Below are 26,389 nucleotides of genomic sequence, written 5' to 3' on the forward strand. Positions count from 1 at the left end.
TCAGCTAGTTACACATTCATATAACGCGAGGTTATCATTATAACCGAAGGTTATGCCTCTTCATGAGGGGCGGCAGCGGCGGCCTCACCCCGCTTTGGCACCGCCCCCTATTTCAGGAGTGCATCATCTTCAACCGCTTGCTGAGGGCTGGCTGGGATATCCCCAGCAGCCTGGCGGCGAGGGTCTGGTTGCCGTTGGCGCGGGCCAGCGCCTCCTGGACCAGGAAAGCGGCGGCATCGCTGAAGGTGGGGAGTTCTTCGAAGTCGCTGAAGGGATTCTGTCGCGGGGGAGCGGCGATGGAAGGACCCGCCTCGGCCTGGGCCGACTCGACGGCCTTCACGAAGCTGTCCATGGAGAGCATCCGGTCGCGGTGCACGCTGACCGCGTCGAAGACCATCGCCTTCAGCTCCCTGACGTTCCCCGGGAAGCTGTAGGTGGAGAGAAACTGCGCCAGCCCCTTGGGAGGCGTCGGCTTCTTCTTGCCAAGGGCCTCGGCGGCCTCGGACAGAAAGTGGTCCAAAAGGAGCGGGATGTCGCCGCGCCGCTCCCTGAGCGCGGGTATCTGCACCCGGTGCGTGCGCAGCCGGTAGTACAGATCGCGGCGGAACTTCCCTTCACCCTCCTTGGCCGAGAGGTTCTGGTGCGTCGCCACGATGATGCGCGCCTTGAGGCGCTTGGGCAGGTCGCATCCCAGCGGATAATATTCGCGTTCCTGCAGCAGACGAAGGAGTTTCACCTGCGAAGGGATGCTGAGATCCCCGATCTCGTCCAGAAAGAGGGTCCCGTCGCTGGCCTCCTCCACCATGCCCCGCCGAGCCTGGTCGGCGCCGGTATAGGCGCCGCGCACGTGCCCGAACAGTGTGTCGGCGAAAACGGTGTCGTCCAGCCCCGCCACGTTGACCGTGACCAGCTTGCCGCGGCAGCCGCTCAGCCGGTGCACGGCCTGGGCGATCAGTTCCTTCCCTACCCCGCTCTCCCCGGTGATCAGAAGCGGCTGGGGACTCTTGGCGACCGCCTCGATATACGCGAAGACATCCAGCATGCCACGGTCCCCGGTGACGATGGCGGAAAAGGCCTCGGGGTGCGACAGCTCGCGCGAGATCAGGCGGCTGGAAACCTCCTGGAACTCGCTGCGCATCTCCACCATCCGTATCGCCCGTGAGACGCTCCCGACGATGCGTTCCTCCTCGTCGGTCTTGACGCAGTAGTCGAAGGCGCCAAGGCGCATGCAGCGCACCGCAGTCTCCAGCTGGTTCAGGCCGCTCAGGATGATGACAGCGATGTCCGGGTAGCGCTCGGCGATCTGGGCCAGCACCTCCTCACCCGAGAGATGCGGCATGGTGAGATCGAGCATGACCAGCCCGATCCGTTTCTCCTCCAGTATGGAGAGGACCTGGCGGCTGTCGCTGCAGGTGGTGATGTTGTTGACCCCCCCGGCGGTCTCCAGGGTGAGGGTCAGGGAACCGAGCCAGTCGGGTTCGTCATCGACTAATAGAACGCCGAAATCGGGATAGAGGGTCTCGGTCACGCGTCAACCTCCTTGTGATAGGCGGGCAGGGTCAGGGTGACCGTGGTGCCGCTGCCGTCGGATTGAAACTCCAGGGTGCCGCCGTGCTCCTTGACGATGCCTGCCGACACCGACAGCCCGAGCCCGGTCCCGCCCTGGTCCTGCTTGGTGGTGAAAAAGGGGTCGGTCAGGCGGGAGAGGTGCTCCGGTGCAATGCCGGTCCCCTCGTCGCGCAGTCTCACCACCACGTTGTCGCGGAAGGCATCGTGCCAGGTGATGAGTTCGATGCCGCGCTCCTGGTCGGGGAGCGCCTGGCACGCGTTCAGGATCAGGTTGACCAGCACCTGCTCGATGCGCTGCCGGTTGCCGCGCACCCGCGGCAGCCCCTTGCGATAGCCGACGCTGAAGTTGCGGGTCGCCTTGCGGATGGTCGGCTCCACCAGCCTGACCGCCGCCTGGGCAGCGGTGTTGAGGTCGATGACGTCGTTGCCGCTGGTGGTGTCCTGCCGCGCGAAATCCTTCAGGTCGTCCACGATCCTCTTGATGCGCTTGCCGGCGTCCTGGATCTTCGCCAGCGACTTGGGCACCTCCTGGCGCATGCGGGAGTAAGGGAGCCCGCCGCAGGTAAAGTCGCCGTTTTCTTCGAAGTAGCGCTCCAGTATCTTCGTGGCGTCGATGTGGAAGCGCTTCAGGATCGGTGCCTCCAGGAGGATGATCCCGGTCGGGTTGTTGATCTCGTGCGCCACGCCGGAAACGAGCACCCCCAGCGCGGCCATCTTGTCCGCCTGCACCAGTTGCTGCTGGTTCAGCCGGAGTTCCTCCTCGACCTGACGGCGCTCCGCTATCTCCCGGGTCAGGTCCGCCGTGCGCAGGGCCACCTGACGATGCAGCGTGCGCGACCAGAGGGCAAAGCCTCCCAAAAGAAACACGAGCGGCACCACGACCACCGCCGCGTACTTCACAATGGTCCACCAGTCGATGGGAGCGGTGTCCACCACCCCCAGCCATTTGTTGTGGATCACCTCGTACTGGCCGGTCTTCTTGAGGATGGCGAGCCCCTCGTTGAAGCGCGACAACAGCTCGGCGTTTCCCTTGTCGACCGCGTAACAGTAGCGGTGGGTTGCCACGTTGCGCACCACCGGAACCAGGTTGGTGAGCTTCAGTTCTCGGATCATGTACATGCCCGGAACGATGGCCACCACCGCGTACTCGATCTTACCGGAGGCAACCAGGCGCAGGGCATCGGCGGGGGTGTCGGTCAGGGTGAGCTTCTCCCCCAGCCCCTGCCTGATCAGGTAGTCGTGCATGATGCCGCCGCGATGCACGGCGACACTCTTCCCCTTGAGTTCCTCAAGGGAGTTGACCGAGGGGTTGTCTTTCCGGCCGAAGATGGCGTGGTTCACCACGGCGTGCGGCACGGAGAAGTCGACCTCGTCCGAGCGCTCCGCTGAGTAGGACATCCCCTGCAGCACGTCGACGCGCCCGGACTGGAGCGCGTCGCGCATCTCCGCCCAGCTTCCCAGGCGGAACTCCACCTTCATCCCCATGACCTCGGCGATGGCGCGGGTCAGGTCGACGTTGTAGCCGGCGGGCTGGCCGGAGCGGTCGATGAACTCGTAGGGGGGGTAGTCCCGGTCGCCGCCGACCACGACGGTGCGGGTCTGGGCGGCAGCAACATCACCGGCTGCCAGGAGTGCGGAAGGAGCGGCGAGAAAACAGATGGTGAAAAGGGCGAGGAGAAGGGAGCCCCTCTCCCGCCAACCTACGGGGAAAAATTGCGTTAGTTTCGCGCGCATGCTGCTGGTCCGAAGCGGACGGTCTTCCATGGTGTCATTCCGGCACTATCGGTGCCTGTTGATCCCGCTCCCCGAACTCGATCCCCGCGAAGCGGAGCAGCTCCGCCTCGACATCCTCCGGGGTCCCGGGTTCCTCGAAACTGATGTGCCCAGCCTTGCCGGCGCGAAGCTCGCGCAGGAAGGTCTCTGCCGCGCGATGCACGTCGACCACGCCGCCGCTCATGATGCAACCCAGGCAGCGTCCCACCGCCTCGATCACCTCGTGGGGCGTCTCCGGGAGCTCCGTGAGCTTGTAGCGCTCCTTCAGCAGGTCGGGGTAACGGCGCATCATGTAGGCCGCCGCGAAGACCCCGACGTTGGTGTAGTCCAGGGCGTTAGCGCCGATGGCGCCGCTGGTCGCCAGGCGGTAGGCGCCCCCCTGGTCGTCCATGGCGGGCCAGAGCAGACCCGGGGTATCGAAGATGAGGATGCCGTTGTTGAGCGGGATCTGCTGCGGGCGCATGGTCACCGCCGGGCGGTCCCCCACCTTGGCGATGCTTCTCCCCGCCAGGGTGTTGATCAGCGTCGACTTGCCCACGTTGGGAATCCCCACCACCATGGTGCGGATCGGGTAGCCCGGGTTGCCGCGCTGCGGCACCATCTGCTTGCACAGCTTCACCAGGCTCTTCACCTCCGGGATGTTCTTCGCGACAAGCGGCAGGGCGCGCACGCCCGCGCTCTTCTGGAAATGCTGCACCCAGGCGCGGGTCACGGCCGGGTCGGCGAGATCGTTCTTGTTCAGCACCTTGATGCAGGGCTTGTTCCGGCGCACCTGCTCCAGCAGGTGGTTCGAGCTGGAGAAAGGGAGGCGCGCATCGAGCACCTCGATGATCAGGTCGATCTTGCGGACCAGTTCCGAGATCTGTTCGAGCGCCTTGCTCATGTGGCCGGGGTACCATCTAATCGTCATCTAGCTTTCCTTGGCAATCCAAAAATCACGACACAAGGCGACACCATAGCACAGTTGTCGCTCAAAATGCCACTCCGCTCGCGCTGCCCGTCCAACTCATGTGAATCGATCGTCTCGCCCTTTAATATTAACCCGATTGACTCCGCTTGCCAGCGCGGCTAGCATTGCAAATGTTAAAAGATTCATATCTTCGGAAAGGAGCAGGTTGCCAGCGGTCGCAGCGACCGCAGCGGGAGAACGAGCGATGAAAGAATTACTGGCGGAGGCGATCAGAGTTACCGTGAGCATGGAGCGGAACAGCGAGATGCTGTATCGCAGAGGTGCCATGACTGAGGAGCCGGGACAAAGGAGCTTCTTCGAGCGGTTGGCACAGGAACAGTCGCGGCGCATCGACATCCTGCTGAGACAACTGTCCCAGGCCGACACCGCGGAAGCCGACCCCGGGGGGGCGCTGGCGCGCATCGCCGCCACGGGGGAAAGGGGGGGGGCGCCGTGCAACCAGCTGCACCAGGCGCTGCTCGAAAAGCGTTTCAGCATCGACCTTTACGCCACCTTTTGCCGCTGCTTTAAGGAGCCCTCCCTGTGCAGGTTCTTCGAATCGGCGCTGGCGGCCGCTCGCAGGGAGTTCAAGCTGATCACCGCCGAGTACCTGAAGGGAGGAGGGCGCAGCGAGATGCCAGCTTCAGCGCGCCCGCCGCGCCGCAGTCACGTGCGCGGCGAACTCCCCCACCGCACCCCCAACCGCCATACCCAACTTTTCTTCGCCATGCAGGACTGCGGCAGGCAATCCCGCATCGGCTGACCTCCCAGACCTCCTCGGACCTCTCAGGCTGCCTCGGGCGCGAGTTCGGGCAGCCTGCTCTTGATCCTCAAAACCAGCCCGGCCGCCAGCAGGCAGATCACCCCCGACAGCAGGAAGGCGATCATGTAGTCCCCCAGGTAGGTGCGCACGGTTCCGGCGAACGTCGCGGCCAGCGCGGCTCCCACCTGGTGGCTGGCGAAGATCCAGCCGAACATCACGCCGACGTTGTGCCGGCCGAAGGCCTCGGCGGTGAGGCGCACGGTGGGTGGCACGGTGGCGATCCAGTCCAGGCCGTAGAAGACCGCGAAGGCGGAGAGGCTCCACTGCGGCCCGGAAAGCGCGAAGGGAAGCCCCAGAAGCGACAGCCCGCGCAGGCCGTAGTACCAGCAGAGGAGGTAGCGGCTGTTGTAGCGGTCCGAGAGCCATCCCGACAAGGTGGTGCCGAAGAGGTCGAGTATCCCCATGAAGGCGAGCAGCCCGGCGGCGGTGACCTCGGGAATGCCGTGGTCGACGCAGGCGGGGACCAGGTGGGTGCCGATGAGGCCGTTGGTGCTGGCGCCGCAGATGAAGAAGCTCCCGGCCAGGAGCCAGAAATCGGCGCTGCCGATCCCCCGCTGCAAGCCCGACAGAGCGACCCGGAACGGGTTCTCACCGGAGGCGGTCGGCGCCGGCTCGTCCTCCGCCGCCCCGTAGCGCGAGACGCCCACCTCCTGCGGGTGGTTGCGCATGATGAAAAGCACCAGGGGGAATACCAGGAGCGCCGCCCCGGCGGTGGCGAACGCGGCGGCGCGCCAGCCGTGGTGGTGCGACAGTCGGGCCAAGAGCGGCAGGAACAGCAGTTGCCCGGTCGCGGCACTCGCCGTCAGCACCCCGAGCACCGTCCCCTGGGACTTGCTGAACCACCGGTTCACCACGGTGGCGCTCAGGCTGTAAGCGGTCATGCCGGCACCGCACCCGACCACGACGCCCCAGATCAGCACCATGTGCCAGGGGCGCGTCATCAGGGTGGTGGAACTGACCCCGACGGCCAGCAGGAAAAGCGCGATCGCCATGGTGCGGCGCACGCCGATCTTGTCGAAGAAGGCGGCGGCGAAGGGGCCCATCAAGCCGTAGAGGAGCAGGTTCACCGATACCGCCAGCGAGATGGTGGCGCGGGACCAGCCGAACTCGTGCTCCAGGGGGACGATCAGGATGCCGGGTGTCGACCTGATCCCCGCCGTGGTGAGAAGGGTCAGAAAGGTCACGGCCATGATAAGCCACGCGTAGTGAATTTTTCTCGAAGCCGCCATCTGTTGTTCCCTCCCCTACTCGGACTCGACGGAGTCCGCGCCTGCCACATCCCGCCCGGCGATACCTTCCAATGCCAGCGCCAGCTCCCCGAGTTGCCGCACGCCGTCGGCGCCCAGCCGCGCCTCGATCAACCGCTGCGCCTCGATCCAGCGCGGTCGCGCCTGGGCCACCGCCGCCCTTCCGGCTTCGCTCAGGCTTACCCCCCTTTCCCGCGGGTCGGACGAGGGGGCTCCCTCGACCATCCCGGCCCGTTCCAGGGCCTTCAGGTTGCGCACCAGCGTGGTGCGGTCCAGCCTGAGCCTCCTGGCCAGTTCACTCACGCTGACCGCTCCGGCCCGCGACAGGTTTACCAGCACGGAATACTGGGTCACCTTGAGCCCCGCGGCATGGAGGGCATCATCGTACACCTTGGTGATGGCGCGCGAGGCGCGCCGCAGGTTGACACAACTGCAGGCGCTCGGCTGGTCGGTCGGTTTCTTTTTGGTCCTGGTGGTAGTTGATTGAGTCAGCGCATCCATGACGCCTCCTATGCGTGCATGTACACGCATATACCATCCGTGCATCCGTCGTCAACTGTTTCTTGGCCGCGATAGCCCTGGGCGGGAATCGCCGCCGTGGGGAAACATGGTAAAGTTAAACCTTTCGCGCCCGGAACCACGCCGCGACCGGAGCCTGCCCGGGCCCCGCAGCGGTCAACCACGACGGAGAACGATCATGTCCACGCTCGCCGATCATTATCAGCCGCTCCCGGGAACCGTCGGACTTCCCGCCCCTCCGCTCGATGAATTCGAAAGGGTGCGCCAGCGCCGGGGTTTTTCCTACCGCCCGCGCACCCGGCACCTGCTCCCGGAGGGGTGGGCCAAGTACACCAACCGCCTCTTCCTGGAGACGAGCCCCTACCTGCTGCAGCATGCCCACAACCCGGTGAACTGGTTCCCCTGGGGGGACGAGGCCTTCGAGCTGGCACGGCAGCTGGACCGGCCGGTCCTGGTGAGCATCGGTTACGCCACCTGCCACTGGTGCCATGTCATGGAGGAGCAATCATTCGAGGACGAAAACATCGCCGAGTTCCTCAACAGCAACTTCATCGCCATCAAGGTGGACCGCGAGGAGCGACCGGACGTGGACACGGTCTACATGACCGCGGTGCACGCCATGGGACTGCAGGGAGGGTGGCCCCTCAACGTCTTCGTGGCGCCGGACCGCAAGCCCTTCTACGGCGGCACCTACTTCCCCCCCAGCGACTATCCCGGCGGCCTGGGATTCTCCACCCTGCTCAGACGGATCAGGGAAAGCTTCATCGCCACGCCGGACCGGGTCACCCGGGCGGGGGTGCAGCTGACCGAGGCGATCCGCACCATGCTGGCGCCGACCGAGGGCGCGGGGTCCTGGCACGAGGTGTCGCTGGACCAGGCGGTGCGCCTGTACCGGGACCGGTTCGACGACAGTAACGGCGGCCTGGTGGGCGCCCCCAAGTTTCCCAGTTCGCTGCCGCTGCGCCTTCTGTTGCGCCGCGCCCAGGGCACCGGAGACCCGGAGCTGCTCGGCATGGCCGAACTGACCCTGCGGCGCATGGCCGCCGGGGGGATCTACGACCAGGCCGGCGGCGGGTTCCACCGTTACGCCACCGACACGGCGTGGCAGATACCTCACTTCGAGAAGATGCTCTACGACAACGCGTTGCTGACGGTGAGCTACCTCGAGGGTTACCAGGCCACCGGCGTGGCCGAATTCGCCAGGGTCGCACGCGAGATCCTGCACTACCTGCAACGCGACATGCGGGCGCCGGAAGGGGGATTCTACAGCGCGACCGACGCGGACAGCCTGGACCCCGAGGGACACCGCGAGGAGGGGATCTTCTTCACCTGGACGCCGGACGAACTGGTCGAGGCACTGGGGAAGGAACGGGGGGAACTGGTCGCCGCCTGCTACGGCGTGACGCGAGGGGGGAACTTCGAGGGGCGTAGCATCCTGCACCGCGACAAGAGCCTCGCGGAACTGGCGACCGAACTGGGGCGCCCGGAACAGGAGCTCGACCTCATGCTGGCGGACTGCCGCGAATTGCTGTACCGGGCCCGCGCCAAGAGGCCGCTCCCCTTGAGGGACGAGAAGATCCTGGCGTCGTGGAACGGCCTCGCCATCTCGGCCTTCGCCCGCGCCGGTCTCGTTCTGGACGATGCCGACCTGGTCCAGGTCGCGGCCAACGCGGCGGACTTCCTGCTGGATACCATGATGGACAACGGGAGGCTGCGCCACGGCTACCAGGAGGGGACCGCCAGGGGCGAGGGCTTCCTCGACGACTACGCCTTGGTGACCGCCGGGCTCATCGACCTCTTCGAGGCAAGCGGCGAGATGAAGTGGCTGGAGCGAGCGCTCGAGCTGTGCGCGGCGACGGTGGAGCAGTTCGAGGACCGCGAGCGGGGCGGCTTCTTCATGACCGGGCCGCATCACGAGCGGCTGATCTCGCGGGAAAAGCCCGCCTACGATGGGGTGATCCCGTCGGGCAACTCGGTCATGGTACTGAACCTGCTGCGCCTGAACACCCTCACCGACGACCCGCGTCTCATGCAACAGGCGGAGCGGGCTCTCGCTGCATTCGCCACGCAGTTGGCCAAGTCTCCCACCGCCCTCTCCGAGATGCTCCTTGCCCTCGATTACCGGCAGCAGACGCCCAAGGAGGTGGTCATCGTGGCACCGGCCGGCAGGCCCGAGGCGGCCGGGCCTTTCCTGGCGGGACTGCGGCGGGTTTTCCTGCCGAACCGGGTGTTGGTGGTGGTCTGCGAGGGGGAGGAGTTGCGGCAGGCGGCGCGGCTGATCCCGCTTTTGGAGCGGAAAGTGGCGCAAGGCGAGCGGGCGGTGGCGTACCTGTGCGAAAACAGGAGCTGCCGCCGCCCCACCAGCGACCCCGAGGAGTTCTACCGGCAGCTCAAGGGGAAGGGCTAGCGCTCATCCCTCTTCCAGTAGGGGGCCTTGACGGGCATGATCCAGCGCACGCCGCCGCGCGGATCGTCGGTGTCGCCGGCATAGCGGGGGATCAGGTGGACGTGCAGGTGCGGCACGGTCTGTCCCGCCGCCACCCCGTCATTGACGCCGATGTTGAAGCCGTCCGGCGCATGCCGCTCCAGCAGCAACTCCCGCACCCGCCCCACGAGATAGAAGAGCGCGGCCTGCTCCTCAGGCGTGGTCTCGAAGAACGAAGCCACGTGCCGCTTGGGAACCACGAGGGTGTGCCCGAGGGTCACCGGGAAACCGTCCGGGAAGGCGCGGGCGAACTCGTTCTCGAGCAGGATCGTGGCGGGATCGAGCCGGCAGAAGGGACAGGTGGCTTCGGCGCTCATCGTTTCTATACGAATTCCACGTTGCCCGCAGCGGCGGTCACCACGAACACCCTCTCGTTGTTACTGGCGGGGTCACAGGGAAAGACGATGAAGGTGGCACGGGCCGGCGAGAACCCCTGGGTGTAGCCGACCAGGGTCTCGCCGTCCTTGAAGGAAACTTTGATCTTCTTCCCCAGCCCCACCCTCTCCACGTCCAGCCGCTCCTGGTGTTCCGCATTTCCCTGGAAGCTCTTCACGAAAAAGATGGCCTTCAACTCCTCGACGTTCACCTCGTAACGCTTACCGGTTTCCACTTCGGTGAGATGGAACAGCGTCTTGTTCGCGGCCAGGTCCTCGGTGGTACCCTTAACAACCCTGCCGTCGGCATAGCGAACCACGATCTTAGCTATCACGCGCAACCTCTTCCTTACTTGATAGATTCAGGTGCAACTTTTAACTCAAAGGCACTCACCTACTACCATGAACACGGAATAATTTGAAGCAGTTTTTCTTACATCACAGCCACTGGCGCGGGTAGGAGCGGTGATAGACGACGTTGTTGGTGAAACAGGCGACCGCGAGCAGGATCAGCGCCCCGGTCAGGACCGGAAGCAGCACGAAGGAGGGGCCCACCGCCCCCTGCACGCCGATCAGGGCGGTCGCCCCGCCGGGTGGATGGGTGGTGTGGGTCAGGTTCATGAGGAAGATGGAGGTGCCGACGGCGAGCGCCATGCAAAGCGGTGTCGATCCGAACAGGGCGACCACGACCACCGCCACCACGGCGGAGAGGAGATGCCCCCCCACCAGGTTACGCGGTTGCGCCAGCGGAGACTCGTTGGCCCCGAACAGGAGCACGGCCGAGGCGCCGAGCGAGCCGATCAGCAGGGGGTGGCCCAGCAGGACGGTCACCTGGGTGATGGCGAGGAGCCCGGCGATCGCGCTGAGAAAGCTCCACGCCGCGTAACGAAGCGTCATGGGACCGCGCGTGCCGCGCAGGGGAGCCCGGCAACGTCGCGGCACCCGCGCCAGCCTCTTGCGGATGGCGACCTTTCTCCGCATCACCACGGAAAGGCGTCGTTTCAAAGTTTTCCTCCTGTCATTGAATTAAAACCGAGACGGTGCCCTTCCCCCTCTCCCTTTGGGAGAGGGCCGGGGTGAGGGATCCGGCGAGGCCAGGGCCGCCGGAGATGGCAGCGCCCTCACCCGGCCTTTGGCCACCCTCTCCCGGGGGGAGCGGGGGTACTGTCGGCGTTGCTGAAGTGGAGTTGAATAGAGAGGGGAAGGCCCGGTACCGTTAGATAAACCGGGGCAGCGCCCTCGAGCCCTGCCCCGGTCATGCCGTGCTATTTACCCGCGAAGGGATCCTTTATCTCCTGTTCGGGCTTGAACATCAGTTTCTTCACGCCGCGGTTGTTGAGGTATTTCGCCAACTCCAGGTCGACCTTGGCCGGCACATCCACCCCAGCCTTCGCCAACAGCTCACGCAACAACCGCTCCGCGGCAGCCGCGTGGGACAAGGCATCAGTCAGGACCCGCTGCGCCTCGTCGGGGTTGTGGAAGCCCACGGAGTTCTCCGCCCCGATGAAGACCACACGGTAGAAGGCCTCCTCGTAATGGTCCTTCGCCTGGGCGTAGAGCCCCTGGTCGAGCTGCTTGCCGAAGGCGCGGGCCTTGTGGGCCATCTCGAAGAGCTTGGCGTCGGTGGCGGTAGCGTAACCGGAGCGGATGAACTGCGACATGACGCGGTCCTGTATGGCGAAGATCTTCTCCCGCATCTGCTCGGGGGATTCATCGTGGCACTGCCTGCACGCCTTCAGGTCGTTCTTGAGCGGGCTCATGATGCGGTGGTCCGACACCTTCTGCCCGTTGACATCGACGGTCGGCATGTGGCAGTCGGCACAGGTGACGCCCGCCTGCCAGTGCACGCTGTTGTTGGAGAAGAGCTCGAACTCGGGGTGACGGATGAAGGCGAGCTTGAAGCCGGTAACGCTCTGGGTCCACTCGCCGCTAGGCTTGTTGCCGCGCAGCTTCTTGATGATGTTCTCTATGGTGATGCCGCCCCACTTGCTGCCGTCCCAGGGGAAGAAGACGTCGGTGGACTTCATGTCGGCATCCTTGGGAATGCTGTAGGTGACGTGACACTGGGCGCAGGCGAGGGTCCTCAAATCCTGCCGGGTCAGCTTGGACTGGTCGACACCGAGCTTCTCAAGCCCCTTGCCCAGGGTGAAGCCGCGCGAGATCTTGACCGACATGTCCCGGTTGTCGTGACAGTCGATGCAGGTGACGCCGAGGGTCTGGTCCGCCTTGGGGATCTTGGCGCGGATTTCCTGGTACGGCTTGGCGAAGTAATCCTTGCCGAGCTGCCTCTGCAACACGGGAGCGTACGGGGTCTTGCAGGTCAGACAGGAGCCGCCGGCCTTGTAGCGGCCGGGATCGACCTCGAGCTGGTCCTGAACCATGTAGAAGTGCCCGCGCGGCTCCTTGTACTCGGTCCCAAAGGCCCAGCCGTTGTAGAGAAGCGCGAGGAAGGGGTACTCATCGATCTTGTCCGGGTTTTCTTCCCCGACATCCCACCCTTTCTTGTACCTGCTCTTACCGGCCGGCGTCGGCTCCGAGGTCTGCTTCCAGAGCTGGTACTGCTTCGGGTAGAGCTTGCCCCACTCGGCCGGGTCTACGGTCCCGTCCGGAATCGCCGGGCGCACCTCGCTCAGCTCGATCTTCTTCGGCGAGCAAGCGCCCCCCGCCAACGCCAACCCCGCCACAGCCATGACGACACATCCTCGCAGCATCTTCATCACATTCTCCTCTGTTCTGATTTCCCGCCTTGCGCGGCTGCCGCCGACACGGGTAACGATGTCACTACCTTGAGCAGGGAACGTGCCACGGCGGTGTTCAGCCGCAAATCATGAGAATTTCGTTCTTTTGCGTCTGCAGCGGAAGGGGAAACGGTGGCGGATGGGTAACGCGGCGTTACCTACTGGTAACGCTTCATTTTTTTCCAGAGGGTTTTGCGCGAGATTCCCAGCAGGCGTGCGGCCTCGGCGCGCCGATTGCCGGTGGCGGCCAGCGCCTGTTCGATCAGCTCGGCCTCCCGGTCGTCGAGTTTGCTGGAAAGGACCGAGCCCTGGGCTGTGGGGGACAGCGGCGGCGCGGCTTGCGCCGGGAACACGCCGTGGCCGAATTCGGCGGGAAGATCGTCGATGGTGAGGGTGTCGCCGGTGCAAAGGGCGGTAGCCCGTTCCATGGCGTTCTTGAGTTCCCTGACGTTGCCGGGGTAGCGGTGGCCCAAGAGGGCTTCCTTGGCCTGACGGGCGAGTTTCAGCTCCGGGCGCCCCATGTCGGCGGCGAAGCGGGAGAGGAAGATGGTGGCCAGGGGCAGGATGTCCTCGAGGCGCTCCCGCAGCGGGGGGAGTTCGATGGGAATGACGTTCAACCGGTAGAAGAGATCCTCACGGAAGTGGCCGGCTGCGACGTCGTGGCGCAAGTCGCGGTTGGTGGCGGCCACGATGCGCACATCGACCTGGATCTCCCGGCTGCCGCCGATCCGCTCCACGGTTTTCTCCTGCAGGACGCGCAAAAGCTTCGCCTGTGCCGAAAGCGGGAGCTCGCCGATCTCGTCCAGGAACAGGGTGCCGCGGTGGGCCTGCTCGAACTTCCCCTTGCGCTCCCTGAGCGCGCCGGTGAAGGCCCCCTTCTCGAAGCCGAACAGCTCCGATTCCAGCAGGTTCTCCGGGAGGGCGGCACAGTTGACCTTGATGAGCGGGGAGCCGCTGCGCCGGCTCTTGCCGTGCAGCTCGCGCGCCACCAGTTCCTTGCCGGTGCCGCTTTCCCCGGTGATGAGGATGGTGGAGTCAAGGGGAGCCGTCGAGCGGATCACCTGGAAGACCGGTTGCATGGAGGGGCTGCGGCCGATCATGCCGCCGAAGGAGTATTCGCTCAGGAGCTGGTCGCGCAACACGAAGTTCTCTTCCTTGAGATGCTCCCGCTCGGTGATGTCGCGGCTCACCATGAGGGTGCCGACGAAGCGTTCCTCGGCGTCCTTGATGGGATAGTAGCTGTTCTCGAAGATGCGCCCCTTCACCTCGAGAGGACGCGTATGAAAAGCGAGGGTGCCCCCCCTGAGGCTTTCGATGATGGCGGCGATACGGGGCCGGGCAGGCGGAGAGTGGATCGCGAGGAGGTCCCGCCCCAGGTAGTTGGCGGCGTCGATGCCGCGGATCTGCTCCGCGGCGGCGTTGACGCAGACGATCTTGTTGGTGTGGTCGGCGAAGATGATCCCCTCGCCCATGCTGGTCAGAATCGCCCTGAAGACTCCTTCCGTATCCGTTGCCGCCGCTGCCATGACTCGCCTCCTGTTACCGTTTGGTAACGGCGATGATAGCCCCTCCCCCGCAACAGGCCATGACGCAGGTCAAAATTGCGGTGTCTGTCAGCCGATCTCGACCCGGTTTCTCCCGGAGCGCTTGTCCGCGGCCGGGTCACCTGCAGCTTCGGTATCACCCAGCACGAACACCAGCGTTCAGACCAGCGCGAGCAGAAGCGAATGGGTCGGGGGGGGCATGGCTCCGTGGAGGGGATGAGCCTTCGGGAGGAGCTGGCGTCCCCTTGCGTCGCCCCCCTGCCAGCCCTACTGCAGCGAGAAATAAATGATCGCACCTTTGCCCACTTCTCCCTCGCAGCCGATCCGGCCGCCATGACGCTGAACGATCCTCTTCACGGTGGCCAGCCCGATGCCAGCCCCCTCGAACGCCTCGGCATTGGGAAGCCGCTGGAAGGCCTCGAATACATGTTCGGCGTGACTGCTGTCGAAACCGATGCCGTTGTCCCGGACGAAGAAGAAGTCCCGCCCATCCCGGCACTGAACTCCCACCTCTATTAGCGTCTCCGCGCAATGACTGCTGTACTTCCAGGCGTTCCCCATCAGGTTCTGCATCACCACCCGTAACAACACGGCGTCGGCACGCACGCCCATCTCTTTGGCGATGGTGAAAACAGCGGACCGAAGCGGCTCCCGGGCCATGAGACCGGCGGCGATGTCGTTGGCGAGCGCGCTCAGATCCACCTCCGCCAGGACCAGTGGGTTGGCGGTTATTCGAGCGAACTTGAGCAAGGCTGTGATCAGTTCGTCCGCCTTCTCGACCGATACCAGGATGGCGTCGATGTATTGCTTCTCAACGTCTCGGTCATGATCGGGGATGTACTTCAGCAACTGGCAGTACCCGGACACGGCGGTCAGCGGGGTGCGCAGGTCGTGCGAGACGGTGGAGCAAAAGGCGTCGAGCTCACGGTTCGCCGCTTCCAGTTCCCTGCCCCGCAGGGACAGGTCTCGATTGAGCTCGATCAGCCTTTGCTCGGCCTGATCCCGTTCGTGGATGGTGCGGGTCAGGCTCCTCGCCCCGATCCCTATCCCCAGCAGTCCGAGCGCCCAGAGCAGCAGGAAGCTGGCGGCATTCACCAGCCAGTTCTGCATGGCGACCGCCAGCAGGGGCGCCATGGGCACGGCAACGCTGAGTCCCCCGCGCACCTCCCCAACGCGGTACCCCTGTTTGCCGTGACACCTGAGGCACTCGGTTTCCGTCTTCAGCGGTTTCATCAACCGGAGAAAGCGGCCGTCAGCCATGTCGACCACCGAGCTTTGCTCGAGGACCCCATGGTCAAAGGCGATAAGCGCGCCGGTCTCCCACGGGTCCGGACGGTTCTCGGGGCGCAAGGGATTCAAACTGGTGATGTGTCCCTTGTCCCCGTATGAGCGGGCGGCGAGATCGAAGACGAGCCGACTCATGTAGGCGGGGTTGACCAGGGTGAGATGCTTGCCGCCGGTGGTGAACAGGTCACGCTCCGGGACCTCGACCAGGTACGGGTTCGGCGGAATCTGAGGGGAAACGGGGACGTAGACGGCACCGTAAGCGGCGTTCCAGTGCCTGTAGGTGAGATCCCGCTGGTACTGGCTCCTGGCCTGGGTGCGCGCGGTCTCAACGGCCTGCGACCGTTCATGGCGGTAGTTGATTACCAGCAGGAGGGCTATGACCACGGTCCAACCGAAGGCGAGTCCCCACTTGTAACAGGTCAAACTCTGAGGTGCACTGAGAGCGGCCGGCTGTTGGGAATGTTCCATGACTGATCCCCACTATCTGGCCACCAGTTGCGGCCGCGAATGAAGTGACAGTCGCTGAACCTATGGCCTGGGCGCGGGAAGCTCATTGACCCAAGTCAAAAAACAGGAGTTTGGTGGAAAAGAGATGGCGGCTTCTGGAGCGGAGAGTCGGCATAGCGGGCACCCGAAAAGGTGCCCGCTATTGTATGAGCTATTGATTTACGGCGGGGGTGCGTTCTTTGATGACCGCGTCGCGGTCGGACATCTTCACGATCAGCGAACCGCAGTTCAGGTTGTGGTCCATGGACTTGCTGTTGTACGACTCCAGTTCGAGTTTCAACTTGTCGGAGGCCTCGTTGGCGGCTTTCACCTGCTTGTTGTGTTCCTGGGTGCGCCGGTTGAAATCGTCCACCATGGCGTCGTCCGACATCACCACCTTGCGCTGCAACTCGAGCAGCGCGGAAGCCTGCTTTCTTATCTCCGCCATCGCCTCGTTGTTCTGTGCGATGTGCTCTTCCAGCATCTTGCGCAGGTCCTTGATGTGATCTTCGGAGTACATGCAGGCGCGGTACTGCTCCTGGGTGCCGAAGTCCATCGCTTTGCCGGGCACCTTGCCGGTCCCGTCCTTGGATTCGACCTTGGCCTCTGCTTTGGCCTCTGCTTTGGCCTCTGCTTTGGCCTCTGCTTTGGCCTCTGCTTTGGTCTCTGCTTTGGCCTCCTGCTTGGCCTCCTGCTTGGCCTCCTGCTTGGCCTCTTGCTTGGCCTCTTGCTTGGCCTCTGCTTTGGCCTCTTGCTTAGCGTCTACTTTCGCCTCCGGTTTTACTTCCGGTTTGGCCTCTTGAGCTGCAGCGGCATTCCCCGAATTCTGGTGCCAGAGGGGAAGGCTGGCTCCTTTTACTGCCACAGGCTCTTCGGCAAGAGCGGGACCCGTCATGCAAGCGACTAGAAGTGGCAGAAGGACGAACAGCGAGCGGTACATCACACACCTCCTTCAAATGTCATCACATAAAAAGCCGGGTCCTTGACCCGGAGGACTGCGCTTCGCTTTACGCCTCCTGCGCCTGGGCAAGGAGATCGCGTGCGATGGAATCTTCAGGGTTCAGCATTACTGCGAGCTTCAACAGCTCCAGCCCCTCCTCGCGCTTGCCAAGCTGCAGGCAGGCACAGCCGTAGTCACGGCGCAGGTTGGGCAGCGAACTGTTCAACTGCAAGGCGGTGGCGTAATAGTCGAGAGCCTGCGGATCGTTCGCACCGGCAAGGACGTTGGCCAGGGCGTAATGGGCCTCGGCGATGGAAGGATTCACCTCGATCGCCTTCAAGTAGAGTTCCCGGATCGTCTTCGGGTCGCCATCGAGGGCCTGTTCGGCGGAGGCCAATCCGTAGTAAGCGGGGGCGAGCTGGTCGTTGAGCTCGATGGCGCCGCTGAAGCTCTTGCGAGCGGCGGCGTAGTCCTGCTTGAGCAGGTAGATGTACCCCAGGTTGATCTTAACCAGCGGGGCCTTCGGGTCGAGCTCGAGCGCGGTGCTGCAGTGCTCCAGCGCCTCGTCCAGGCGGTTGGCCCGCAGCAGTGCCGATCCGAAGTTGTTCTGGCACCCAACGTGGGTCGGCACCAGCTTGACCGCCTTCTCGTACTGGGCGATGGCCTCTTCGTTGCGGCCGAGGTCCTGCAGGAGCACCGCGTAGGTGTACAGCGCGCCGAAGTGGTACGGAGCATGTTTGAGCGCCTCCTGCAGCACGGACTCCGCGTAGTCGTAGATACGCAGATCGTGCAGGGTGTCCCCAAGCTTGTGCAGCACATGGGCGTTGTCCGGGGCCAGTCCCGTCGCTATCTCGTAACAGACCGCACCCTCGCGTGTCTGCCCCTCCTGCTTGAGCAGGTCCCCGAAGGAAACGACCAGCTCGGTGACGGCGGGGCGCTTCACGGTGACGGAATCGTCCGCCAGCAGGTTGGCGAGTTCGACGACGATGACCCGGGAGATGCTCTCGCCCGTCTCGGAGATCCGGCCGCTCAGTTCACGCAGCCCCTGTACCGCCTCCTCCAGCTTGCCGTCGGCAGCCTTGACGGCGGCGGTGAAGAACAGGGCCAGGAAGTCGTTGGGGTCCGCTTCCGCCATGGCGGCGTAGGCCGAAAGCGCCGGCTCCAGCTCGCCGCGCACGTGCATCGACAGCGCCGTAATGAAGTTGATCCCCTTGGCGGGGGTAGCCCCCCTGCTCTCCGCGGAGTCTTTGCCGAACATCTTGCCGAATATGCCCATGATCGTGATCCTTTTGGCGCGCCCTTTCACGGCGTGCGCCGGGGTGAATTGTCGCGCCGCAAAGGTATAGGATTCTGGCGGTATTTGCAACACTGTATGTGAGTCCCTCATCATCTTACGAGCCATTCCACCACCTCGGTTCATCCGGAGGCGGAAGAGGTCCAAGGCAAATACTGCTCAAATTGTGACCTGTAACCATTGTGGCGGGGCTCCACCTATGTACCATTAGAACCTGTCAATGGCATCCCTCGTATAGCGATTCGGATGTCACAGCCCAGAAGGCTCACAGCAACTGCCACCACAACCTTTGTCACCATGGCTTCATAACGCGATAAGGAGGCAGTCCATGATACTCAAAGATGTCGTTATAAATGAGGTGAGCAATAGCTTGTTGCGACTGGCAACGGCAGTGGTGCTCCTCACCTTCACGCTGCTACAGAACGCGTATGCCGGAATCGTTCAACTGCCGCAGACGGGGCAAAAGGCCTGCTACGACCAATCCGGCACCCAGATCCCCTGTGCCGGCACCAAGCAGGACGGCGAACTGCAGCAGGGGCTCGCGCCGCCTACGCCCCGTTTCACCGACAACAACGACGGCACCGTCACTGACAACCTCACCGGCCTCATCTGGCTCAGGCAGGCCAACTGCTATGCCTTGCAATTCTGGTCCGATGCCTTGAGCCTCGCCAAGAACCTCCATTCCGGGATGTGCGACCTGTCCGATCTCTCCGTGGCGGGAGACTGGCGCCTGCCCAACATCCTGGAACTGGAGAGCCTCGTGGACATCTCCAACATCAACCCCGCCCTTCCCACCGGGCATCCCTTCCGCAACGTCCAGACCAGCGGCTACTGGTCTTCAACCACCAACGCGTTCCACATCCTGCGGGCGCGCTACGTGTACATGCCCGACGGCGCGGTCAACGGCAGCGACAAGGCCACCGCCACCCATTTCGTGTGGCCGGTTCGGGGAGGACGCTGAAGAGGCGACATGATCGATCGGCCGGGGGCGCAGGTCGCCCGGCGATAGCGGCGGGAGGTGCCAGATGCTCAGATACGCTTTGCTGGTGTGCTGGTTGTTGGTGACCCTTGGTTGCGGTGGCGGAGGCGGAGGTGGCAGTGCCGGGACCGGCGGCAGTGGAGGTACCGGGGGAGGTACCGGAGGCGGGGGAACCGGTGGAACTGTGGATAACGGCAGCGGTGGCACGGTGACCCCGCCCCCGCCGCCCCCGGTGCAACCCACCAGCGCCGTGGTCACCCTGGCGACGCAGGGATCTCTGCCACAGGGATCGGCGATCGCCGGCCTGGCGGTCACGGTCGGGCTTCCCCCCGGCGTCACGGTAGCCACCGACGCCAACGGCGGGGTGGCGGCCGGCGTCGTGACCGGCTCGGGGCAGGTGACCGCAGCGACGACGGTCACGCTGACCACCCTCATCCCGTCCACGTCCACGACACCGGGGTCGCTGCGGGTGGTCCTGGCCAGCAGCGAGCCGGCCGGGTTCACCACCGGCGAGTTCGCCAAGATCCACTGCGGTATCAGCGAGGGGAGTTTCCCCAAGGCGACGGAGTTCTCCACCAGCGACTTCCGGGCGGTGGATCTGCGGGGCACCACCATCACCGGCCTGTCGCCCACCTTCAGCGCAACCGTGGAGTAGAGGAAAGCACCGAGTCTTTTCCCGTGGAACTGATCAAGGAGGTCGTCATGTGGCTCACTACAGCGCTCTTGCTTTTAGCACTGGCCCTATCGGCGCCGGCGGCCGACGCCGCCACGATCCAGCTCCCAAGGACCGGCCAGGACCGTTGCTGGGACGTCGCCGGCAACATCACCGACTGCGCCGGAACCGGTGAGGACGGCGAGACACGGTTCGGTGTGGAGTGGCCCTCGCCGCGCTTTACCGACAACGGAAACGGCACCTTGACCGACACGTTGACCGGGCTGGTCTGGCTCAAAAATGCCAACTGCTTCGGCCCCGTCGCCTGGCAACAAGCCCTCGATGCCGCCAACGCCTTGGCCAGCGGTTCGTGCGGCCTCACCGACGCCTCGGCGGCGGGGGACTGGCGGCTGCCCAACCGCAAGGAACTCTTGAGCATCAGCAGCCAGAACGTGTCCGACGGCGGGGCGTGGCTGAACAGCCAGGGGTTCGTCAACGGTCAGCACGACTATTACTGGACCTCGGACACCTGCCTCAACTACTCCGCCGTCTACAAGTGGATGGTTCATCCCGTCGGCGCGGCCTACCCCGAAAGCTGGAACACCCCCATCCGCGGCCGCCTGGTGATGCTGGTCCGAAACCCGGCACAGGTGACGATGACGGCAACTATAACCGGCGGCAGCGGCAGTATCAGCTCGGCCAACCCTCTCACCGTCCCCTTCGGCTCAGCCGCCGCGTTCACCGTCGCCCCCGATCCAGGTTTCCTGTTATCCGGCAACGTCAGCGGGACCTGCCAGCCCGGCACTTTTCACGGCAACGTCTATGACCTTGGTGTCGCCACCGCGGATTGCTCGGTCAACGTCTCCTTGTCAACGCTGAGCTACACCATCGCCACCACCACGACCGGCAGCGGCAACCTCACCTGCACGCCGGCGGCGACGGCAAGCTATGGCGCCGCCGTCTCGTGCACGGCGGCGGCGACGGCGGGAAACCACGTGGAGACCGTCACCGTCGACGGCGCCGACAAGGCGACGTCCGGCGCGGCAAGCTATACCTATTCCTTCGGTCCCGTGGACGCCGACCATACCATGGCCGCGACATTCGCGCCGAACAGCTACCGGGTCACCTTCGCGGTCGACGGAAATGGCAGTCTCACCGGTAACGCCAGCCAGACCGTCGCCCATGGAGGCAGCGCCTCGGCGGTCACCGCCGTCCCCGGCACCGGCTCTCATTTTCTCAACTGGACGGGAACCAACGGCTTCGCCACCACGACAGCCAATCCCCTGACGGTGACCAACGTGACGTCCGGGCTCACCCTGACCGCCCACTTCGCCGCTGACACCCATGCGGTCACGCCCGGCGCCGCGTCCAACGGAAGGCTGATCCCGGCCACGCCGCAGACCGTCGTCTACCAGGGGGTGACCAGTTTCACCCTGGTCCCCGACACGGGTTACCAGGTAGCCTCGGCGACCGGATGCGGCGGCACCCTGAACGGCGCCACCTACACCACGGGGCCCGTAACCGACGATTGCGCGGTCAGCGCGTCCTTCACCCCGCTCGTGTACGCCATTCTCACCACCAGCGGCAGCGGGGGGAACATCGACTGCGCGCCCGGATCCTCGGTCACCTACAACGGGACCGTTACCTGCACCGCGTCGGCTGATAACGGCTATCACATCACGAGCGTCACGGTTGACGGCTCGAACCAGCCGGCAGCGGCCGGGACATCGTCCTACGCCTTTCCCTTCACGGGAGTGACGGCAAACCATGATTTCAGCGCCCTGTTCGCGGTCAACACCTACACAGTGAACTACACGGCGGGCGACCACGGCACGCTCGCCGGAGCCGCCGCGCAGACCATCAACCATGGCGGCAGCACCAGCGCCGTTACCGCCGTCCCCGCGACGGGCTACCATTTCCTCGGCTGGACCGGGAACAACGGTTTCAGCTCATCCGCCAATCCCCTGGTGCTGACCGGCGTGACCGGAAACGTCACCGTGACGGCGGGCTTTGGCATCGACACACACCTGGTCACCCCGGTCGTCGCCGCTCACGGTGGCATCACCCCGGCGACGGCGCAGACCGTAGAGTACGGGACCGTAGCGAGTTTCACCCTGTCGCCTGACACCGGCTACCGCATCGCCTCCGCCAGCGGCTGCGGAGGGGTGCTCACCGGCGCGACCTACGCCACCGCCCCGGTCACCGCGGACTGCGCCATCGCCGTCAGCTTCAGCGCCATCTTCTACCCGGTGACGGGAACCTGCGCCGACGACATGGGCACCATAAGCTGCCCCGCCGAGACCATCCATGGCGGGACCGCCACCTGCACGTTGGCGCCCAAGGCCGGCTTTCACCTCGCCTCCCTTTCCGACAACGGCAGCGATTGCCTGGGCCAGGTCACCAACGGCAGCTATGTCCTAAAGGACGTGGTCGCCGCGCACACCGTGGCCGCGAGTTACGCCGCCAACACCTACACGCTCACCGAGGTGCAGTCGGCCTACCGATCGGTGCTGGGACAAACGCAGCTTTCCGATACCGACGAGGGGCTTTTCGATGTCGCACCGCTGGGCGCTGACGGCAGGCCCGTTCCCGACGGGACCATCGACGTCGCCGACTTGATCATCATGCTCCGCAAACTGGTGGGGGCCGTGAACTGGTAGACAGTACGGACGCAAAAAACCCCGGTGCCGTGGGCAGCCAGGGTTTGGACGTTGTCGACGAGGGGGATCGGATGATCCCCTTCAGTCGTTCAGGCTTTCTTCACGTACTCCGACTTCAGCTGCATGGCGCCGATGCCGTCGATCTTGCAGTCGATGTCGTGGTCGCCGTCGACGAGGCGGATGTTGCGGACCTTGGTACCGACCTTGACCACCAGCGAGGAGCCCTTGATCTTCAGGTCCTTGATCACGGTGACCGAGTCGCCGTCCTGGAGCTGGTTGCCGAAGGCGTCGCGCACCACACTCTCCTCCGGCGCGGCGTCCGCTGCGGCCTGCGGCCATTCGTTGCCGCACTCGGGACAGACGTAGAGCGCGCCGTCTTCGTAGGTGTATTCGGAACTGCAGGAGGGGCATTTGGGCAGGGTTGTCATGTTGATCCTTTGTCTGTGATATACGCGCGGAAACGAAAACGCCGCGTCCCACCAGGAATTAACCTCATCGTCCCCCTCCCTGTCAAGCAAAGAGTAGCGCTCGTGACTTGCTGCCGGACAATCCCCCATTCCAGTATGAAATATTTTTAACTTAAAAGAAGGGGGGACGACTCTATGACCTGGGACTCGTGCGTCGCCGAGGCCGAGACACTACTTGCATCAACACGTATTCCCTCATCGCTGGAAATAATAACTCTCATCAAGTGGATCAACCCCACCCGGCTCAAGCTTCCTGAACCGGACCGCGAGCGCAGCTACCACCTTAAAGACGCGCTGCAGAATCTGCTCCTCGAGCACTATCGCGAAGCGTTCTGTCTGGTGCCGTTCCCGTGCAGCGCCGAGATCGTGCTGATAAAACATACCGCCCTCCCCTCGGTGGACGCCTGCCACGCACTCATCAGGTCATTGTCGGAGAAGGCCCTTCTCACCGTTGCCGAACCGGTGGAGAGTGGGGTGTCGAAGCCGCCGAAGAAATACCAGGCGAAGCGGTTGGACCCCTGTTCTCCAAGGGATGCGGTAAGGGAAGCGCAACAACTGCTGGAGCGCTACGAATACTGCGAGGCTGAGGAGCTCCTCTCCGGCATCAGAATAGAGAACAACAGCTCCCTGCCGAGTCTGCTCAGGGCGGCCACCCTGCTCATGGAAGAGATCGGCGCTTACGCAACGGCCATCGAGATGTTGCTGTCGCAGCCCAAGAGCGTCCTGAAAGACAGTTCGGTGCGGGAGGCCCTGGCACAAGCCTACTACCGAAACGGCATGATCCCTGAGGCGCGTGCGCTCTTTAATGGGCTCCCCGTCGCTGACATGCAAAAGTATTCCCTTTGCGCTGGCATCACGGAGTCAAGATGGGAGGTCCATAACACAGATTGCTCTAATACCTGAATGACCGGAATCAAAACAAACTTTTTGTTTCAACCTATCATATCTCGGATGATAATCACACCTTCGTTCATACCGAAACTGAAAAGGGATCCGTTTTCTCAGTAGAATAGACTGTCGATTGCTTTCAATATCATATAATTTCAGATACTGCATTCTGAATCTGTCGGGGTATGTATCCAGCAATATCAAACCATCTGTGCAGCTATGCAGATGAGGGTGGCCATCGGAAGTTAAATATTTTTCTCCAATTCTTTCAAAGCCCCCTCCCTTATCTTTTATAAGATAAAAACCTATTTCACTACTAACAATTGGTTTGAAATACGACAATATGGACACATTATCAAACCAAATCTTGTGAGAAAAGTTATTACCAAGACAAGCATAGCAATGGTTACCGTAAACATCTGACGTAAATAATGACGTATCATACCCACCCATTTGTAATCTTGCTCTGCAAAAAAAGGATATACGCTCATCATTAGGGGAAAACTGTGCATAATAAAAATAATCATGAGAGGGATCTCTATGTGGAGTTTGAATAATTTTGTTAATATCAGCTATCTCCGTCCGGGTACCATCTATAAGATTGGTCAAAAACATCTTTCCCTCTTCTAGCATATTCGAATGATATTTACTGTTATAGCCATACCCTTTCATACCTGCGCCTAAACGCTTATATGAATACGATATAGCCCACTTGGCGTTATGGGAGATATCAGCAACATGACCTGAAATTACGGATAGTTCCCTCCCTGACAGATCAACTATTTTTGCACATGGTTTTTCATTTACTATGTCATTATATACAATAAAATCAGAACAGCCTAACCATTGCAGCATACTTCCCTGCTGCCAATTCCATGCATAAGTGGTGCCTATTGGATTAAAAAATAAAAGCTCTGGGTCTTCGAAATAACCCACTACAATTGGATGACCCTCAATATTTCTAATTGCTTTATTACTATCAAACTTGTGTGCCAGCAATTTTGTATTATCATGAGACCATGGGCATTTGTCATGGAATCCGTAGAAGTAACCATCTCGATGAATAAAATTGTTAACCTGAAATTCAGTAACCGGTACAACTGAGCAGACTCGTTGATAACTAGCGACAACAAACTCCCTCAGTGCTGGACAATGCTTTATTACAGAATGAATTTTTTTTTCTAGTGATGTCAACTCAATGCTCCTATGCTAATAAATTACTTATTTGTCCCGCCAGTTTACGATGTTCATTCGTGTATGTATACATAGAAACAGGAAGATTAATTAAATTATGACGCCATGATCTAATATCATCAGAAGTTATTTTGCATATTTGATATATTGTGTTCTTATTATTAAGATCGATACAAATTCCTATATTTAACTTATCCACCACTTCTCCTTCATCGGTATTCATTTGTGAAATAATTGGGACTTTAAAACAACAAGCGTTATAGAAACGGCATGATCTTGCCCAGGCATAACTAGATTTTCCGTGAAAGCCAGCCGCCCATATCAAATCTACCTTTGTATATATGTCATTAAGATCGTCTGGATCTCTATAAGGCCCGTCATAATTAATATAAGGAGAATTTTCTATGTCAGTATAAAAAGTTTCAATATTTTGGGGGACACCTCTGACATAAAGCAGGATATCACCATTAGAGTTATCAACCAATTCTTTTAGGACACTCCAAGCTACACTACATCTAATCGATCCAAAGTATCCTATGCGTACTGGTTTGTTTATACTTGGCAATATCATCATGCTTTTTGGCAATTCTTCTGGTAACAGTTTATTTTCCAACACATAGAATATTATATCTTTTAAACCAAGTATGTTATTGTAGTAGTTGTCAATATATGACTGTGAAGTTACAGTTGTTATGTTACACTTACTTACAATATAACGTTCTAGTTTTCTTAATAAAATTGATACAATATGATTTTTAATCATTATTTCTCTGATGTCATGCACCTCGTAAACCAGTAGTGGTTTATATTTGTTTAAAGTGAGGGACGCAAATACCATCATTGCCATATCAAGGCCAAACATATATATTACTTCTGTTTTTTCAATACTAGTTCTTAAACGTAGTATACCCTTAATCATATAAGCAATTCTCAACAAGTAACGACCAGAGGGTATTTCACCTAGCGAAATATAGTTAGCCTTAGGCGCACCAAAGCAGTAAGGTAACTTTCTGTCAAATCCAACAACTTGAAAAGGTGTTAAATATTTACTTAAAGCTGATATTCTCTTTTCAAAAAATGGATATCTAAGAGTTGATGTAACATATAGAATTTTCAATTTTGACATCGTTAACCTGCCCCCATGAAACGGACCAATGTTATTGTTCGTGTAACATCACGGATGATAGTAAAGGCCTCAGAGCGGCCGGCACTGAAAGAGCCGGTCGCTTAACGACACCGCCTTTCAATATGGCTCTTCAGCAGAATCTGTGGGTGCGTTCTGGTTCTGGCAGATTTCCAAGTGTGTGATATAGCGCTACCTTTATCACTTCGACGGTTCTGAATCCGTACGCTTTTCTGCAGGTCACTTTCGCTTTGTTGTTGAAACCTTCCATGACAGTCCCTCCGTGCTGCCTGGTTTAGCAGCTTTTCGGACTGTCACAAGACCGGATAAGATCCAATATTCCTAACTATTTAAGTAACTATTTTGTTGCTGGTTTAGTTGGTTCTTGTGATATCTTG

Annotated in this window: 22 protein-coding genes and 1 pseudogene; 6 read left to right on the forward strand and 17 right to left on the reverse strand. The window is 61.5% G+C overall.

The genetic code is table 11. The features are described from left to right. Positions 1–112 precede the first annotated feature (112 nt). The 3 genes from KOL99_RS08325 to ylqF are packed head-to-tail and all read right to left on the reverse strand — an operon-like array spanning position 113 to position 4,252. Positions 113–1,528: a sigma-54-dependent transcriptional regulator gene (locus KOL99_RS08325; RefSeq protein WP_216509995.1), complete on the reverse strand. Its 1,416-nt coding sequence runs from the start codon at positions 1,526–1,528 to the stop codon at positions 113–115. Next, positions 1,525–3,303, reverse strand: coding sequence for a transporter substrate-binding domain-containing protein (locus KOL99_RS08330; protein ID WP_216509996.1), 1,779 nt, complete (start codon positions 3,301–3,303; stop codon positions 1,525–1,527). The genes KOL99_RS08325 and KOL99_RS08330 overlap by 4 nt, the downstream gene beginning before the upstream one ends. A 34-nt stretch (positions 3,304–3,337) precedes the next feature. Further along, a complete protein-coding gene (gene ylqF / locus KOL99_RS08335) occupies positions 3,338–4,252 on the reverse strand; it encodes a ribosome biogenesis GTPase YlqF (RefSeq protein ID WP_216509997.1) in 915 nt (304 codons plus the stop codon). Between the two features lie 244 nt (positions 4,253–4,496). On the opposite strand from ylqF, the gene KOL99_RS08340 reads away from it, so the two are divergent. Then, entirely contained in the window at positions 4,497–5,054 is a 558-nt protein-coding gene (locus tag KOL99_RS08340) for a ferritin family protein (RefSeq protein ID WP_216509998.1), read from the forward strand. 23 nt (positions 5,055–5,077) lie between these two features. On the opposite strand, the gene KOL99_RS08345 is transcribed toward KOL99_RS08340, so the two are convergent. Together KOL99_RS08345 and KOL99_RS08350 are read right to left on the reverse strand one after the other, a co-directional pair. Beyond that, positions 5,078–6,343, reverse strand: coding sequence for an MFS transporter (locus KOL99_RS08345; RefSeq protein WP_216509999.1), 1,266 nt, complete (start codon positions 6,341–6,343; stop codon positions 5,078–5,080). Between the two features lie 15 nt (positions 6,344–6,358). Next, positions 6,359–6,862 (reverse strand): MarR family winged helix-turn-helix transcriptional regulator, encoded by a 504-nt coding sequence (locus KOL99_RS08350; RefSeq protein WP_216510000.1) that lies wholly within the window; start codon positions 6,860–6,862, stop codon positions 6,359–6,361. Positions 6,863–7,058: 196 nt separating this feature from the next. Between KOL99_RS08350 and KOL99_RS08355 the strand changes: the two genes are divergently transcribed. After that, a complete protein-coding gene (locus KOL99_RS08355) occupies positions 7,059–9,287 on the forward strand; it encodes a thioredoxin domain-containing protein (RefSeq protein WP_216510001.1) in 2,229 nt (742 codons plus the stop codon). On the opposite strand, the gene KOL99_RS08360 is transcribed toward KOL99_RS08355, so the two are convergent. The 8 genes from KOL99_RS08360 to KOL99_RS08395 form a co-directional block, all read right to left on the reverse strand. After that, a complete protein-coding gene (locus KOL99_RS08360; protein ID WP_216510002.1) occupies positions 9,284–9,682 on the reverse strand; it encodes an HIT family protein in 399 nt (132 codons plus the stop codon). The two genes, KOL99_RS08355 and KOL99_RS08360, sit on opposite strands and share 4 nt — an antisense overlap. Before the next feature lie 5 nt (positions 9,683–9,687). After that, on the reverse strand, positions 9,688–10,074 hold the full coding sequence (locus tag KOL99_RS08365) for a DUF6982 domain-containing protein (protein ID WP_216510003.1): 387 nt from the start codon (positions 10,072–10,074) through the stop codon (positions 9,688–9,690). 103 nt (positions 10,075–10,177) lie between these two features. Next, positions 10,178–10,744: an HPP family protein gene (locus tag KOL99_RS08370; protein ID WP_216510004.1), complete on the reverse strand. Its 567-nt coding sequence runs from the start codon at positions 10,742–10,744 to the stop codon at positions 10,178–10,180. A gap of 260 nt (positions 10,745–11,004) precedes the next feature. Then, the gene (locus tag KOL99_RS08375) at positions 11,005–12,456 is read right to left on the reverse strand and encodes an ammonia-forming cytochrome c nitrite reductase subunit c552 (RefSeq protein WP_216510005.1); all 1,452 of its coding nucleotides are present in this window, start codon (positions 12,454–12,456) and stop codon (positions 11,005–11,007) included. A 179-nt stretch (positions 12,457–12,635) separates the two neighbouring features. Next, positions 12,636–14,003 (reverse strand): sigma-54 interaction domain-containing protein, encoded by a 1,368-nt coding sequence (locus KOL99_RS08380; protein WP_216510006.1) that lies wholly within the window; start codon positions 14,001–14,003, stop codon positions 12,636–12,638. A gap of 285 nt (positions 14,004–14,288) precedes the next feature. Next, positions 14,289–15,776, reverse strand: a complete 1,488-nt coding sequence (locus KOL99_RS08385; protein WP_216510007.1) for an ATP-binding protein — start codon at positions 15,774–15,776, stop codon at positions 14,289–14,291. A 190-nt stretch (positions 15,777–15,966) separates the two neighbouring features. Next, the gene (locus KOL99_RS08390; RefSeq protein WP_216510008.1) at positions 15,967–16,734 is read right to left on the reverse strand and encodes a hypothetical protein; all 768 of its coding nucleotides are present in this window, start codon (positions 16,732–16,734) and stop codon (positions 15,967–15,969) included. 67 nt (positions 16,735–16,801) lie between these two features. Next, on the reverse strand, positions 16,802–18,010 hold the full coding sequence (locus KOL99_RS08395) for a tetratricopeptide repeat protein (protein WP_216510009.1): 1,209 nt from the start codon (positions 18,008–18,010) through the stop codon (positions 16,802–16,804). A 346-nt stretch (positions 18,011–18,356) separates the two neighbouring features. Between KOL99_RS08395 and KOL99_RS08400 the strand changes: the two genes are divergently transcribed. From KOL99_RS08400 to KOL99_RS08410, 3 genes are all read left to right on the forward strand, one after another. Beyond that, on the forward strand, positions 18,357–18,989 hold the full coding sequence (locus tag KOL99_RS08400; protein WP_216510010.1) for an Lcl C-terminal domain-containing protein: 633 nt from the start codon (positions 18,357–18,359) through the stop codon (positions 18,987–18,989). Positions 18,990–19,053: 64 nt separating this feature from the next. Beyond that, a complete protein-coding gene (locus KOL99_RS08405) occupies positions 19,054–19,662 on the forward strand; it encodes a hypothetical protein (protein ID WP_216510011.1) in 609 nt (202 codons plus the stop codon). A 47-nt stretch (positions 19,663–19,709) separates the two neighbouring features. After that, positions 19,710–22,319, forward strand: coding sequence for a DUF1566 domain-containing protein (locus tag KOL99_RS08410; protein WP_216510012.1), 2,610 nt, complete (start codon positions 19,710–19,712; stop codon positions 22,317–22,319). Positions 22,320–22,408: 89 nt separating this feature from the next. Here KOL99_RS08410 and KOL99_RS08415 read toward each other — a convergent pair whose 3' ends face one another. Next, positions 22,409–22,747, reverse strand: coding sequence for a zinc ribbon domain-containing protein YjdM (locus tag KOL99_RS08415; protein WP_216510013.1), 339 nt, complete (start codon positions 22,745–22,747; stop codon positions 22,409–22,411). 174 nt (positions 22,748–22,921) lie between these two features. Here KOL99_RS08415 and KOL99_RS08420 point away from each other — a divergent pair, with 174 nt between their 5' ends. Next, entirely contained in the window at positions 22,922–23,689 is a 768-nt protein-coding gene (locus KOL99_RS08420; protein WP_216510014.1) for a hypothetical protein, read from the forward strand. On the opposite strand, the gene KOL99_RS08425 is transcribed toward KOL99_RS08420, so the two are convergent. From KOL99_RS08425 to KOL99_RS08435, 3 genes and pseudogenes are all read right to left on the reverse strand, one after another. Beyond that, positions 23,648–24,868, reverse strand: coding sequence for a hypothetical protein (locus KOL99_RS08425; protein ID WP_216510015.1), 1,221 nt, complete (start codon positions 24,866–24,868; stop codon positions 23,648–23,650). The two genes, KOL99_RS08420 and KOL99_RS08425, sit on opposite strands and share 42 nt — an antisense overlap. A gap of 10 nt (positions 24,869–24,878) precedes the next feature. Next, the gene (locus KOL99_RS08430; protein ID WP_216510016.1) at positions 24,879–25,994 is read right to left on the reverse strand and encodes a glycosyltransferase family protein; all 1,116 of its coding nucleotides are present in this window, start codon (positions 25,992–25,994) and stop codon (positions 24,879–24,881) included. A 130-nt stretch (positions 25,995–26,124) separates the two neighbouring features. Then, positions 26,125–26,262: pseudogene (locus KOL99_RS08435) on the reverse strand (transposase); the annotation flags it as partial. Between the last annotated feature and the right edge of the window lie 127 nt (positions 26,263–26,389).

The sequence above is a fragment of the Geomonas azotofigens genome, assembly GCF_018919395.1.
Lineage (GTDB): Bacteria > Desulfobacterota > Desulfuromonadia > Geobacterales > Geobacteraceae > Geomonas > Geomonas azotofigens.

Coding starts and splice junctions, on each gene's coding strand:
- KOL99_RS08430 (WP_216510016.1), bottom strand. CDS start 25,994: ATGTCAAAATTGAAAATTCTATATGTTACATCAACTCTTAGATATCCA.
- KOL99_RS08340 (WP_216509998.1), top strand. CDS start 4,497: ATGAAAGAATTACTGGCGGAGGCGATCAGAGTTACCGTGAGCATGGAG.
- KOL99_RS08375 (WP_216510005.1), bottom strand. CDS start 12,456: ATGAAGATGCTGCGAGGATGTGTCGTCATGGCTGTGGCGGGGTTGGCG.
- KOL99_RS08390 (WP_216510008.1), bottom strand. CDS start 16,734: ATGTACCGCTCGCTGTTCGTCCTTCTGCCACTTCTAGTCGCTTGCATG.
- KOL99_RS08330 (WP_216509996.1), bottom strand. CDS start 3,303: ATGCGCGCGAAACTAACGCAATTTTTCCCCGTAGGTTGGCGGGAGAGG.
- KOL99_RS08395 (WP_216510009.1), bottom strand. CDS start 18,010: ATGGGCATATTCGGCAAGATGTTCGGCAAAGACTCCGCGGAGAGCAGG.
- KOL99_RS08355 (WP_216510001.1), top strand. CDS start 7,059: ATGTCCACGCTCGCCGATCATTATCAGCCGCTCCCGGGAACCGTCGGA.
- KOL99_RS08350 (WP_216510000.1), bottom strand. CDS start 6,862: ATGGATGCGCTGACTCAATCAACTACCACCAGGACCAAAAAGAAACCG.
- KOL99_RS08415 (WP_216510013.1), bottom strand. CDS start 22,747: ATGACAACCCTGCCCAAATGCCCCTCCTGCAGTTCCGAATACACCTAC.
- KOL99_RS08405 (WP_216510011.1), top strand. CDS start 19,054: ATGCTCAGATACGCTTTGCTGGTGTGCTGGTTGTTGGTGACCCTTGGT.
- KOL99_RS08385 (WP_216510007.1), bottom strand. CDS start 15,776: ATGGAACATTCCCAACAGCCGGCCGCTCTCAGTGCACCTCAGAGTTTG.
- KOL99_RS08400 (WP_216510010.1), top strand. CDS start 18,357: ATGATACTCAAAGATGTCGTTATAAATGAGGTGAGCAATAGCTTGTTG.
- KOL99_RS08420 (WP_216510014.1), top strand. CDS start 22,922: ATGACCTGGGACTCGTGCGTCGCCGAGGCCGAGACACTACTTGCATCA.
- KOL99_RS08360 (WP_216510002.1), bottom strand. CDS start 9,682: ATGAGCGCCGAAGCCACCTGTCCCTTCTGCCGGCTCGATCCCGCCACG.
- KOL99_RS08345 (WP_216509999.1), bottom strand. CDS start 6,343: ATGGCGGCTTCGAGAAAAATTCACTACGCGTGGCTTATCATGGCCGTG.
- KOL99_RS08410 (WP_216510012.1), top strand. CDS start 19,710: ATGTGGCTCACTACAGCGCTCTTGCTTTTAGCACTGGCCCTATCGGCG.
- KOL99_RS08380 (WP_216510006.1), bottom strand. CDS start 14,003: ATGGCAGCGGCGGCAACGGATACGGAAGGAGTCTTCAGGGCGATTCTG.
- ylqF (WP_216509997.1), bottom strand. CDS start 4,252: ATGACGATTAGATGGTACCCCGGCCACATGAGCAAGGCGCTCGAACAG.